Here is a 12,352-nt window from a genome sequence, read left to right on the forward strand (position 1 = left end):
CGTGCCGGGCGGTTGAAGCCCGGCCCCCAAAATCCCGGGAGATTTTGCATGACACTTCGCCAGAAATCGGTGATCGGTGCTTCGCGCCGCGATATGTTCAAAGCTGCAGGACTGGTTGCGGCCGGCCTCGCAGCGCCTCAGATCATCACGCGCGCAGCGTTCGCGCAAGATGCATCGACACCGGAGGCACCCATGGGGCAGTTCAACCGTTTCCAACTCGGCAGCTTCGAGATCACGACGCTGAGCGATGGCGGCCGGATCACGGACGATCCGCATACGATCTTCGGCGCAAATCAGCCGCAGGAAGACGTTGCAGCACTTCTGGAGGAAAATTTCCTGCCGACTGCGCGGATGCGCAACAGCTTCACGCCCACCCTGATCAAGGCCGGGTCCGACCTTGTGCTTTTCGATACCGGCAATGGCGAGGCAGCGCGCGAAGCGGGCGCCGGCCAGATGCTCGCCTCATTGCGCGCATCGGGCTACCAGCCGGAAGACGTGACGGTCGTCGTCCTGACCCATCTCCACGGCGATCACATCAACGGCCTGATGGAAGGCGGAGCGCCGACCTTCGCCAATGCCCGCTACGTGACCGGCCAGCAGGAATTTGATTTCTGGACCGATGATGCCCGCGTCGGAACCCCGGCCGAGGGCAACCATGGCGCCGTGATGAGCCGCGTCGCACCGCTGGCCGAGCAGATGACGTTCATCGGCGATGGTGACGAGGTGGTTTCCGGCGTGACCGGCATGGCTGCCTTCGGCCATACCCCCGGCCACATGATCTACATGGTCGAATCGGACGACCAGCGCGTCGTGCTCACCGCCGACACGGCCAATCATTTCGTCCTGTCGCTGCAGCGCCCGGATTGGGAGGTCGTCTACGACATGGATAAGGCGGCCGCCGCCGAAACGCGCAAGCGTGTGTTCGACATGCTGGCAACCGATCGCACGGCCTTCATCGGCTATCACATGCCGTTCCCGGGCGTAGGGTTCGTCGAGAAGCTCGATACCGGCTATCGCTTCGTGCCGAAGAGCTACCAGTTCGACGTCGACGCCTGATCGTCGCACAGGGGCGGTCCATGGCTTTTCATTGGCGGCGGGCCATGGTACCAGCCCTCGCCAATCATAAAGCGTTTCCCGGTGAAGTGGATGCCGGTTTGCCGTCCGGAAACGCGACACAGCAAATTTCAGGGTGATTGGGCGTTCACGCGAAAAGCGAAATCATCCTGAGGATTGAACGATCACATCCCGCTTCGCCCGGCGAAGCGGGATGGTTCATATCAGAGACGAAGGTTGGCCATGGCGAAGATCATTGATTCCTCAACCGGCGCCATGGCGCTGACATTCGACGACGTGTTGTTGCAGCCCGGACATTCGGAGGTCATGCCGGGGCAAACGATGATCGCCACGCGCATTGCCGACGGTATCGAGCTCAACCTGCCGATTCTCTCCTCCGCCATGGACACGGTGACCGAATGGCGGCTCGCCATCGCGATGGCGCAGTCCGGCGGCATTGGCGTTATCCACCGCAATCTCTCGCCGATCGAGCAGGCCGAACAGGTTCGCCAGGTCAAGAAGTTCGAAAGCGGCATGGTCGTGAACCCGGTGACGATTGGGCCGGACGCGACGCTTGGTGACGCCCAGGCCCTGATGAAGGCGCACGGCATCTCAGGTATTCCGGTGGTCGAAAACGGCGGCAATGGCGGCCAGACCACGGGCAAGCTGGTGGGTATCCTCACCAACCGCGACGTGCGCTTTGCATCAGATCCGGCGCAGAATATCCACGAGCTGATGACGAAGGACAACCTGATCACGGTTCAGGAAAGCGTCAGCCAGGACGAAGCTAAGCGGCTCTTGCATCATCACCGCATCGAGAAGCTCCTGGTGGTCGATGCCGATCGCAATTGCGTCGGCCTCATCACCGTGAAGGATATCGAGAAGTCGCAGCTCAACCCGAACGCCTCGAAGGATGCGCAAGGGCGCCTGCGCGTTGCGGCCGCGACCAGCGTCGGCGACGACGGCTTCGAGCGTGCCGAGCGCCTGATCGATGCCGGCGTCGACCTGATCGTCGTCGATACGGCACACGGTCATTCGCAGCGCGTTCTGGATGCGGTCGCGCGGGTCAAGCGCCTGTCGAACTCGGTCCGCGTCATGGCCGGCAATGTGGCGACGGGCGACGGCACCAAGGCGCTGATGGATGCGGGCGCCGATGCGATCAAAGTGGGCATCGGGCCCGGCTCGATCTGCACCACGCGCATCGTGGCCGGTGTTGGCGTGCCGCAGCTTTCGGCAATCATGAACGCCGTGGAAGTGGCGCGTGGCGCCGGCATCCCGGTCATCGCCGATGGCGGCATCAAGTTTTCCGGCGACCTCGCCAAGGCGATGGCGGCCGGTGCCGATGCGGTGATGATCGGTTCGCTGCTGGCCGGCACGGACGAGAGCCCCGGCGAAGTCTATCTGCACCAGGGCCGCTCCTTCAAAGCCTACCGGGGCATGGGCTCGGTCGGCGCCATGGCGCGGGGCTCGGCTGACCGCTACTTCCAGGCCGAAGTGCGCGATACGCTGAAGCTCGTGCCCGAAGGTATCGAGGGGCAGGTGCCCTACAAGGGACCGGTCTCCGGCGTCCTGCACCAGCTGGCTGGCGGTCTGCGTGCCGCCATGGGCTATGTCGGTGCTGCCGATCTCAAGCAGTTCCACGACCGGGCAACCTTCGTGCGCATCTCGAACGCGGGCCTGCGCGAAAGCCATGCGCATGACGTAACGATCACACGCGAGAGCCCGAATTACCCGGGCGGCGGGAACTGAGCGATGAATTCCATCTCCATCTTCTGGCCAGTCATCGTTCAGGTAGCGCTGATTTACGTGATCTACCTCATCGCATCGAACCGCCGCGTCGGCGCGGTGAAGCGAGGCGAAGTGAAATCGCGCGAGTTCCTGGTTCCGATCAACGAGCCGGCACAGAGCGCAACGGCAATCCGCAGCCTTGTGAACCAGTTCGAACTGCCGATGCTGTTCATCTTCGTCTGCATCGCGTTCTACCTCATCTCCGCGGTCAACATCGTGGTGCTGGTGCTCGCATGGGCCTTCGTCATCAGCCGTATCGTGCATGCGGCGATCCATGTGACGACGAATGCCCTAATGCAGCGCCGCGCGGCCTTCATCGTCGGCTTCTTCATCAACGGTCTGCTCTGGCTCTATTTCGCCTATCGGCTGGCGATCGCCTGACGGTCGTCTTGAAGCTCGCTCAATTTCGTCGTTCCCGCGAAGGACCCCGCCATGCGACTTGGTGGAAGGCTCTCGGCAGCCATCGACATTCTCTCAGACATCGAAACGCGCCATCGCCCCGTTGCCGAGGCGCTGAAGGATTGGGGTCTGTCCCACCGGTTTGCGGGCTCGGGCGATCGCGCTGCGATCGGCAACATCGTCTATGACGCGCTCAGGCTGAAGCTCAGCCATCGATGGCTGATGCAAAGCGACGAGCCGGCGGCGCTCGGCTTCGCCGTGCTTCTGCGCCAATGGGGCTACACGGCAGAAAGCCTCGCGGCCGAGCTCGATGGCGACTCTTTCGCGCCCGCCGCGCCGTCGGAGATGTTCGAGACGTTTGCTTCACGCGACTTGAACGAGGCGCCGCCGCATGTGCAGGCCGATTTGCCGGAATGGCTGCAGGGCGAATTCGAAACGGCCTTCGGCGAGCACTGGATTACCGAGGCGCAAGGGCTGAATGGCCGGCCGCCGCTCGATCTGCGCGTCAACCGGTTGAAGGCGAACCGCGAAAAGGTGTTGAAGGCACTCGCGCGTACCGGCGCCGTACCAACCGAGATCGCGCCTGATGGCATCCGCGTCGCGCCTGTCGAGGGATCTGGGCGCCACCCGAACGTCACCGCAGAGCTTTCCTTCGCGAAAGGCTGGTTCGAGGTGCAGGACGAAGGCAGCCAGATCGCCGCGTTGCTGACCGGAGCATCCGGTGGTCAGGTTCTCGATTATTGCGCGGGCGGCGGTGGCAAGACCTTGGCGCTCGCCGCGAGCATGGGCAACAAGGGCCAGATCCACGCCTATGATGCCGATCGCCACCGGCTTGCACCTATCGTGGAGCGCTTGAAGCGCGCGGGCACGCGCAACGTCCAGGTGCACGACCAGGCAGCCCAATTGGAGCCGCTCCAGGGACGGTGCGACCACGTTCTGATCGATGCGCCCTGCACGGGCACGGGGACATGGCGCCGCCGGCCCGATGCCAAATGGCGCCTCACGCCCGAAACGCTGGCGCAGCGTATGGCTGAGCAGGAAACCGTGCTCGAAGCGGCCTATCGCTTCGTGAAACCTGGCGGCGAACTCGTCTACGTAACCTGTTCACTGCTGCCGTCGGAGAATGCAGGGCAAATTGCCCGTTTCCGTGAGCGCCACCCGGAATTTCAGCCGGTCGAGATTGCGGCGCGTTGGGAAAGCACCTTCGAAAAAGCACTGCCTGCCCATGCGGATCCTGAGAATGGAATGGTGACACTCACCCCGGCGACCACGGCAACGGATGGCTTTTTCGTCTCCGTCATGCGCCGATTGTCCTGAGCGGTTCGCAACCCTGGAAAGCCTGGCGCGTTGCGCCATGTCTGATCCCGATCCACGACAAGGCTTCCCATGCGCAACCTTCGCCTGCTCATTCTGTTCGTCGCGCTTTCGCTTGGGGGCGGAATTCTCATCGGCCTCTCCAACGCGCCAGGGCCGTGGTACGAGAGCCTGGCAAAGCCGCCGTTCAATCCACCAAACTGGGTCTTCGGGCCCGTCTGGAGCGTGCTTTACGTGATGATCGGCATCGCCGGCGCGCGCACTTTCGCGCGCGGTGCGCGATCGGCTGCAATGATCGTCTGGTTCGTTCAAATGGCGCTCAACTTCGCCTGGACGCCGGCGTTTTTCACGGCGCAGCGGCCTGAGCTTGCGCTGGTGGTGATCATCCCCCTGCTGCTTTCGATCCTTGCGTTCATCGCGCTCACCTTCCGGCGGGATCGACTGTCGAGCCTCCTCTTCGTTCCCTACGCTGCATGGGTCGGTTTCGCGACTGCGCTGAATTTCGAGATCTGGCGGCTGAACGCCTGAGCCTGATAACCACGTTGCGGCGCGGCCTCTTGCCGCGGCCATGACCGCGTGCTTATTTCGCAGATGCGAAAAGAAAGGTTTCGGCCATGAACGCCGAACAGATCAATCCTGATTTCAAGACGCGCGTGCGCCAAAGCTTCGCCCGGCAGAAAGCGATGACGACGATCGGCGCCGAGCTTATCACCGTCGAGCACGGCACGATCGAGATCGAAGTGCCGTTTGACGAGAAGCTGACGCAGCAGCACGGCTTTCTGCATGCCGGCATCATATCGACAGCGCTGGATTCTGCGTGTGGCTATGCTGCCTATTCGATCATGCCGGCCGATGCCGCCGTGCTGACCATCGAGTTCAAGATCAATCTCCTGTCGCCCGGCCGTGGCGAGCGCTTCATTTTTCGTGGCGAAGTCACCAAGCCCGGTTCGACCATCATCGTCTCCGACGGCCGCGCCTATGCCATCGGCGGCGCAGAGCCACCGAAGCTGATTGCCTCCATGACCGGCACGATGATGGTGGTGCAGGGCAGGGACGGTTTGACCGGATGAAGAGCAGCGGGCACCCGGACAGGCATTTGCGTGATCCCGCGCCGCTGACTGACGTCGCCGGTCATTCTGTGCTGTTCGTGATGGCCGCGTCTGCGGAATACGGTCGCCATCTGCAACTGCGCTTCGAACCTCTGATGACAGGCGTCGGGCCGGTCGAAGCCGGCGTGGTGATGGGTGCCACACTCGCGATCTGCGCAGCTGCCGGAAGTCTGCCTGATCTCGTTGTTTCTTTGGGCTCCGCAGGCTCCCGCACGTTGGAGCAGACCGGCATCTACCAGGCGACGACCGTTTCCTATCGCGACATGGATGCGTCGCCGCTCGGTTTCGCCAAAGGCGTCACGCCTTTTCTCGGTGAGCCAGCGGATATCGCATTGCCGCACCTCATCCCGGGTATTCAGACTGCGCGCCTGTCCACCGGCGCGAACATCGTTTCGGGCGCGGCCTATGACGCGATCGACGCCGACATGGTGGATATGGAAAGTTATGCCATTGCGCGTGCCTGCCGTTTGTTTGCTATCCCGCTGATCGTGTTGCGCGGAATTTCCGATGGCGCGGCCGAATTGACCCATGTCGACAACTGGACCGAGTATCTGCACGTCATCGATGAAAAGATGGCTGCCTCGGTCGACATGCTCGCGGAGGCGCTCGAGGCGCAGGCGCTGACCGGCATCCGTTCAAAAGCAACGGCAAACCTCTGAACGCCGTTGCAACGCCGTCGCGTTTTGACTAGAGCCTCGCCATGACACAATCCATCGCCGCTCACCCCGATACCGTCCTCATTGTCGATTTCGGCAGTCAGGTCACGCAGCTCATCGCAAGGCGCGTCCGCGAGGCCGGCGTCTACTCGGAAATCGTGCCGTTTCAGCTCGCCGAAGATGCGTTTCACAGGCTTTCGCCGAAGGCAGTCATCCTGTCCGGCGGCCCCGCATCGACCACCGATATCGGCAGCCCGCGCGCGCCTCAGGTGATCTTCGAAAGCGGGCTGCCCGTGCTCGGCATCTGCTATGGCGAGCAACTGATGTGCGCCCAGCTTGGCGGCGCCGTCGAAGGTGGCCATCACCGGGAATTCGGACGGGCCTTCCTGGATATCCGCAAGGACAGCGCCCTGTTCGACGGGATCTGGGAAGTCGGTAGCCGCCATCAGGTCTGGATGAGCCACGGCGACCGCGTGACGGCGCTGCCCGAAGGCTTCGAGGTGATCGGCACATCAACTGGCGCGCCCTTTGCGGCGATTGCCGACGAGAAGCGCCGCTTCTATGCCGTGCAGTTTCACCCGGAAGTGATCCACACGCCGGATGGCGCGAAGCTTCTCTCCAACTTTGTGCACAAGATTGCCGGTCTCGCCGGCGATTGGACCATGGCGGCCTATCACGAGCAGGCCGTGCAGGCGATCCGCGATCAGGTCGGCGACGGTAGGGTGATCTGCGCGCTTTCGGGCGGCGTCGACAGCTCCGTTGCCGCATTGCTCATCCACGAAGCGGTCGGTGATCAGCTCACCTGCATCCTCGTCGATCATGGCCTGATGCGGAAGAACGAAGCGGCGGAAGTGGTGGCGATGTTCCGCGAGCACTACAACCTGTCGCTGATCCTCGTCGACGCATCGGACCGGTTCATCGGCGCGCTGGAAGGCGAGAGCGACCCTGAGAAGAAGCGCAAGACCATCGGGCGCCTCTTCATCGAGATCTTCGAGGAAGAAGCCGGCAAGCTCGGCGGCGCCGATTTCCTCGCGCAGGGAACGCTCTATCCGGACGTCATCGAAAGCGTCTCCTTCACGGGCGGGCCGTCGGTCACCATCAAGTCGCACCACAATGTGGGCGGATTGCCTGAACGCATGAACATGAAGCTCGTCGAGCCGCTGCGCGAGCTCTTCAAGGACGAGGTCCGCGTTCTCGGCAAGGAACTGGGCCTGCCGGACAGCTTCATCGGCCGCCATCCTTTCCCCGGTCCAGGCCTTGCGATCCGCTGCCCGGGTGGCATCACGCGCGAAAAGCTGGAGATCCTGCGCGAAGCCGACGCGATCTATCTCGACGAAATCCGCAAGGCAGGGCTCTACGACGCCATCTGGCAGGCCTTCGCCGTGCTCCTTCCAGTCCAGACGGTCGGCGTCATGGGCGATGGTCGCACCTACGAATTCGTCTGCGCACTGCGCGCCGTCACCTCGGTCGACGGCATGACCGCCGATTTCTACCCCTACGACATGGACTTCCTCGGCCGCGCCGCGACCCGCATTATCAATGAGGTCAAAGGCATCAACCGCGTCGTCTACGACATCACCTCGAAGCCCCCGGGCACGATCGAGTGGGAATGATTGGTAGGTTGCGCGCCTAAGAGAGGGCGCGGGCGCTCCAGGGTTGCATTGAACGGCGTTTACGCGCTTCCTCATAACGCGCTATTGCTTCCTTTGACGACGGAGACGGAGCAAGAGAGGCGTTGAAGGAGTTTGAGCAGAAGGCCGGCCACTTGGCGCAGCCATCGCCGGGCTTCGGATCCGTATCCGAAGCGCGGCTGGCCAGCATGCTCGATACCGCGGTCGATGGCATCGTCGTCATCGACGAGCGCGGGACCATTCTTGCCTTCAACAAGGCCTGCGAAAAACTTTTCGGCTATTCGGCTGCCGAGATGGTAGGCCGCAACGTCAAATCCCTGATGCCGCGCCGCTACGCCGACGAGCATGACGGCTATCTGACCCATTATCGCGACACAGGCGAGCGGCGCATCATCGGCATCGGCCGCGAGGTCGAAGGCATGCACAGCGATGGCACCATCATGCCGGTCGAGCTGTCGGTTGGAGAAGCGAAGACCCCGGACGGGCGGCAGTTCATCGGCATCCTTCGCGATCTGCGCGCTCGGCGCGAGACGGAGGACCGCATGCGCGATCTCCAAAGCCAGTTGATCCACATGGCGCGCGCCTCCGCGATCGACGAGATGGGCTCGGCGCTTGCCCACGAACTGAACCAGCCTCTGACGGCGCTGATGCTCTATCTCGATGCTGTCCAGCGCGCCGCAGCGAAAGAGTGGAAGGTTGGCGACATGCGCGCGCAGGCCCTGTCGAATGCCGTGCGCGAGGCGCAGCGTGCAGCCGGTATCGTCCAGCGTATGCGTGGCTTTCTCGACCGAGGGGATCAGCGCCGTCGCCTCGTCGACCTGCGCAAACTTCTGGACGAGGCGCTGGATTTGACCCGGATGGGACGCCGGTCGGCCCGCGTCGCGATCAAACGCCATGACGATCCCGACCTGCCACAGGTCGAGGCCGATCCGATCCAGATGCAGCAGATTTTTGTCAACCTGCTGCGCAACGCGTTCGAAGCGGTCCAGGGTGTCGACAAGGCAACGATCGACATTGAAACTCGCCGTGACGGGTCCTGGGTCCAGGTGGTTATCGGCGACAATGGCAAGGGCATCCCGGCTGCCGCCATGGATGATTTGTTCAAGGTGTTCTCCTCGAGCAAGCGCAAGGGCATGGGGCTCGGCCTCGCCATCTCTCGATCGATTGCCCAGAGCCACGGCGGGGATTTGAGCGTCGACCCGGGAGGCCAGGGGCGGGGCGCGCGCTTCCAGCTGACATTGCCGCTTGGCGAAGGCATTGCGGGAGATGGCGCCGATGACTGATGGCAAGGGCGCCAAGCGCATTCACGTGGTGGATGACGACGCAGCCGTTCTCGATGCGCTCGGCGTCATTCTGCGCATGGAAGGCTACGAGGTCGAAGGCTTTGCCTCCGGCGACGCCTTCGTACGCTCGATCGCATCGCGTGCACCCGATTGCGTGATTCTTGACGTGCACATGCCCGGCCGATCGGGCCTCGATATTCTCCGCATCCTCGACAAGAGCCGCTATCCGGCACCGGTCATCGTCATCACCGGCCAGGGTGATATCCCAATGGCGGTCCAGGCGGTCAAATCGGGCGCGGTCGACTTTCTCGAGAAACCCTTCGATGTCGATGTTCTGCTGGAGCGGGTGAAGCAGGCGATGGAAACTCCGGCTCCGCCGGCGAGGGGCGGCGAGGGGTTCAATGGCCGTGACAAACTGACCGGTAGGGAAATCGAAGTTCTTGACCAGGTCGTCGCGGGCGCCCGCGACAAGGAGGCGGCGCTGGCACTGGGGATCAGCCCCCGCACGGTGGAGGCGCACCGCAAAGCGATCATGGCCAAACTTGGTGCCAGAACGCTTGCCGATCTGTTGCGGATCGTGTTGTCAGACCGCAGTGAGCGCTGATCGTTTGAGCCACCTCAATATTTGGCGCGCGGGATGTGGGACGATCAACGTCAGCATCACCGCGAAAGATCTCGCTTCATGAGCCTGCATGTCGTCGTTCGGGATACCGGGCTGGGAGATTCTCTCATGCTCGTGTTGAAGCAGCAGGGCTTTGCTGCCCGCCTTCACGTCGAAACGGCCAGTCTTTGTCGGCAGGAGGCATTGTCGCCCGAGGATACGGTCATCCTCGACCTCGATCTTCCGAACGGGCAGGCCGCGGGATTGGTCGACAGGATGGAGCGCGAGCAGACGCCCTGTCGTTTGATCGTGCTGGCTGGCGTGACGAGCCGTGCGGCACGGGCGCGGCTGGGAACCGCAGGTCCCATGGCTGTGCTGACGAAGCCCTTCGCCGCATCCGACCTTCTCGCCCTGCTCGGGACGCCGCTGCATTAGAGCGTTTCCAGGTGAAGTGGACACAGGTTTACCGTTCGGAAACGCGTTAAATCAGAAACTTATAGCCGTTGAGCGGTTCGAAGAAACGCGAAACTGCTCTAGCGCGCTTGCCTTAGGGGATTTCCCTGAGCGATGGGCCGAATTTTTCTGATGAGCAGGGTCGATTAAACTGCTTTGGATCAAAATTCCGGAGCAGGACCATGACCATTGCGGAACGCAGTTTCACCACGACCGAAAGACCGCAGGCACGGGGCAAATGGCGCAGCTTCATGTCGCGCGAGATCGTCTGCCATCAGGATGATCCCGTCACCGATATCTACCGGGTCGAGACAGGCGCGGTGATGCTCTACCAGATCCTGCGCGATGGGCGCCGACAGATCGTCGACGTGCTCTATCCCGGCGACTATTTCGGCTTCGGCGACGGCACCATCCAGGATTGCTTTGCCGAAACCTTGATGGCCTGTGACGTGATCGCCTGGCGCCGCGACGATGCGTTTTCCACGGTGGAATGGTGTCATGCCTTTACCGCCGCGATGCAACGAAAGCTCGGCGCCATGCATGATCACGTGACGCTGCTTGGCAAGAAAACCGCGCTTGAACGCGTTGCGAGCTTTCTGATGCGCTTCGTGCCGGAGTGCAGCGGACGCCTTTGCAACGGGGCGCCGCCTGCGGACTATGGAAGGGTCACGCACGACGTTTACATGTCGCGCCGGGAGATCGCCGATTACCTCGGTCTGACGCTTGAAACCGTCAGCCGAGCCATTTCGCAATTGAAGCGGGAGGGCATGATCGAGGCGCCGCGGCCAACGCAGATCGCCATCAAGGAGATCTGCCGCATGTGCAAGGTTGCCGCGCTGCACTGATCCCGCGCGGCCGCCGATCCCGCCAGTTCAATGACTGGCGGGTTTGCCGGACAAGCCCTCGATGATCGGGCATTCGGGACGGCTGTCGCCGTGGCACGTCTCCACGAGGTGGCCGAGCGTTTGCCGTAGTGCAGTCAGCTCAGCGATCTTGCGGTCGATTTCGCCGAGCTTCTCCAGCGCGATGGCCTTGACGTCGGCGCTGGCCCGCTCTCGATCGGAATAGAGCGACAGCAACTGGCGGCATTCGTCGACGGAAAAGCCGAGGCTGCGCGCGCGCTGGACGAAGCGCAGCCGGTGGATGTCATCCTCGGAATAGTCCCGGTAGCCGTTTGCGGCGCGGTCGGCCTTGAGAAGACCGATCTCTTCATAGTAGCGGATCGTCTTCGTTGGCAGTTTGGATTGCCTGGCAGCGGCACCGATGTTCATGGATGTGTCTCCCGCAGATTGCGTTCAATCGGCGTTTTCGGCCAGCCACGCGGTCATCTCGGCGATCTCGGCTTCCTGCGCGGCGATGATGGTTTCGGCAAGCGCGCGCATCTCGGCGTCTTCGCCGTTATCGAGCAGCACCTCGGCCATGTCGATCGCGCCCTGGTGATGGGCGATCATCCCGCAGGCAAAGGCAACATCCGCGTCCTCGTTCATCATGCCCTGGTGCATGGCCGGCATCGTGATCGCCATGCGCCGCATGTTTTCCTGCACATGGTCCGGCATGCCTTCGAGTGACTGGGCGTCCATGCCGCTCATGTCCATTGCGCCCATGTCCATGTCATGGCCCGCGCCGTGGTTCCCGCCGTGGCCCATCTGGGAATGATCCTGCGCGGCCACGCACTGTGATGGCAGCTGGAACTCGCTGTCCTGCGCCAGCGCAGGCACGGATCCGGCAAGCGTCAGTAACAGGGTCGCGGTAAATGTGGATGTGAAACGCATGTCGTGTCCTCAGTCCAGGTGTTTCGGCGGAAAGCCGGCCGCTTCGAGCTTGGCGATCAGAGCGGCAGGGGAAGCATTGGAGCCGACGGTAACCAGACGCTTGTCGAGGTCCACATTGACGGAGGCTGCCGGGTCGACCGACTGGATCGCCTTGGTCACGCCCCTGGCGCAACCGCCGCAATGCATGGCCTCGATTTCGAACTTCATGATCTTTCTCCGTCATCGACCGGTTCATTGTGCACGATGCAGCTTCCAGCCGATGGAAGGTCAAGCACCTTAGTCGGCCGGAAATT

General features: G+C 62.6%; 15 protein-coding genes. 12 read left to right on the forward strand and 3 right to left on the reverse strand.

All coding sequences use genetic code 11. The features are described from left to right. Positions 1 to 48: 48 nt before the first annotated feature. From QQL76_RS10800 to QQL76_RS10855, 12 genes are all read left to right on the forward strand, one after another. Positions 49 to 1,056 carry an MBL fold metallo-hydrolase gene (locus QQL76_RS10800; RefSeq protein ID WP_499207644.1) on the forward strand — a complete coding sequence of 336 codons (1,008 nt, stop codon included), beginning with the start codon at positions 49 to 51 and terminating at the stop codon, positions 1,054 to 1,056. A 240-nt stretch (positions 1,057 to 1,296) separates the two neighbouring features. Beyond that, positions 1,297 to 2,802, forward strand: coding sequence for an IMP dehydrogenase (guaB, locus tag QQL76_RS10805; RefSeq protein ID WP_499207645.1), 1,506 nt, complete (start codon positions 1,297 to 1,299; stop codon positions 2,800 to 2,802). Between the two features lie 3 nt (positions 2,803 to 2,805). Then, positions 2,806 to 3,222, forward strand: a complete 417-nt coding sequence (locus tag QQL76_RS10810; protein ID WP_404862526.1) for an MAPEG family protein — start codon at positions 2,806 to 2,808, stop codon at positions 3,220 to 3,222. A gap of 51 nt (positions 3,223 to 3,273) precedes the next feature. Next, positions 3,274 to 4,557 carry an RsmB/NOP family class I SAM-dependent RNA methyltransferase gene (locus tag QQL76_RS10815; protein ID WP_499207646.1) on the forward strand — a complete coding sequence of 428 codons (1,284 nt, stop codon included), beginning with the start codon at positions 3,274 to 3,276 and terminating at the stop codon, positions 4,555 to 4,557. Between the two features lie 69 nt (positions 4,558 to 4,626). Next, entirely contained in the window at positions 4,627 to 5,082 is a 456-nt protein-coding gene (locus QQL76_RS10820) for a TspO/MBR family protein (protein WP_499207647.1), read from the forward strand. Between the two features lie 86 nt (positions 5,083 to 5,168). Next, the gene (locus tag QQL76_RS10825; protein ID WP_126011205.1) at positions 5,169 to 5,624 is read left to right on the forward strand and encodes a PaaI family thioesterase; all 456 of its coding nucleotides are present in this window, start codon (positions 5,169 to 5,171) and stop codon (positions 5,622 to 5,624) included. Continuing rightward, complete coding sequence (locus tag QQL76_RS10830; RefSeq protein WP_499207648.1) at positions 5,621 to 6,322, forward strand: 5'-methylthioadenosine/S-adenosylhomocysteine nucleosidase; 702 nt, start codon at positions 5,621 to 5,623, stop codon at positions 6,320 to 6,322. The genes QQL76_RS10825 and QQL76_RS10830 overlap by 4 nt, the downstream gene beginning before the upstream one ends. A gap of 41 nt (positions 6,323 to 6,363) precedes the next feature. Beyond that, positions 6,364 to 7,932: a glutamine-hydrolyzing GMP synthase gene (gene guaA, locus QQL76_RS10835; RefSeq protein WP_126011201.1), complete on the forward strand. Its 1,569-nt coding sequence runs from the start codon at positions 6,364 to 6,366 to the stop codon at positions 7,930 to 7,932. 122 nt (positions 7,933 to 8,054) lie between these two features. Then, a complete protein-coding gene (locus tag QQL76_RS10840; RefSeq protein WP_245451339.1) occupies positions 8,055 to 9,233 on the forward strand; it encodes a two-component system sensor histidine kinase NtrB in 1,179 nt (392 codons plus the stop codon). Beyond that, the gene (locus QQL76_RS10845) at positions 9,226 to 9,837 is read left to right on the forward strand and encodes a response regulator transcription factor (protein WP_404862519.1); all 612 of its coding nucleotides are present in this window, start codon (positions 9,226 to 9,228) and stop codon (positions 9,835 to 9,837) included. Before QQL76_RS10840 ends, QQL76_RS10845 begins: the two co-directional genes overlap by 8 nt. A 78-nt stretch (positions 9,838 to 9,915) precedes the next feature. After that, on the forward strand, positions 9,916 to 10,269 hold the full coding sequence (locus tag QQL76_RS10850) for a response regulator (protein WP_164527930.1): 354 nt from the start codon (positions 9,916 to 9,918) through the stop codon (positions 10,267 to 10,269). A 200-nt stretch (positions 10,270 to 10,469) separates the two neighbouring features. Next, positions 10,470 to 11,132, forward strand: coding sequence for a Crp/Fnr family transcriptional regulator (locus QQL76_RS10855; protein ID WP_499207649.1), 663 nt, complete (start codon positions 10,470 to 10,472; stop codon positions 11,130 to 11,132). Positions 11,133 to 11,159: 27 nt separating this feature from the next. Here the strand turns inward: QQL76_RS10855 and cueR are convergent, their stop codons facing one another. The 3 genes from cueR to QQL76_RS10870 are packed head-to-tail and all read right to left on the reverse strand — an operon-like array spanning position 11,160 to position 12,266. Beyond that, positions 11,160 to 11,558 carry a Cu(I)-responsive transcriptional regulator gene (gene cueR, locus QQL76_RS10860; RefSeq protein WP_499207650.1) on the reverse strand — a complete coding sequence of 133 codons (399 nt, stop codon included), beginning with the start codon at positions 11,556 to 11,558 and terminating at the stop codon, positions 11,160 to 11,162. A 24-nt stretch (positions 11,559 to 11,582) separates the two neighbouring features. Continuing rightward, positions 11,583 to 12,059 carry a DUF305 domain-containing protein gene (copM, locus tag QQL76_RS10865; RefSeq protein ID WP_499207651.1) on the reverse strand — a complete coding sequence of 159 codons (477 nt, stop codon included), beginning with the start codon at positions 12,057 to 12,059 and terminating at the stop codon, positions 11,583 to 11,585. 9 nt (positions 12,060 to 12,068) lie between these two features. Continuing rightward, positions 12,069 to 12,266, reverse strand: coding sequence for a heavy-metal-associated domain-containing protein (locus QQL76_RS10870; RefSeq protein ID WP_499207652.1), 198 nt, complete (start codon positions 12,264 to 12,266; stop codon positions 12,069 to 12,071). Positions 12,267 to 12,352 lie beyond the last annotated feature (86 nt).

Origin of the sequence: Rhizobium albus (genome assembly GCA_030160035.1) — a bacterium.
In the GTDB taxonomy this organism is placed as follows: Bacteria; Pseudomonadota; Alphaproteobacteria; order Rhizobiales; family Rhizobiaceae; genus Georhizobium; species Georhizobium albus.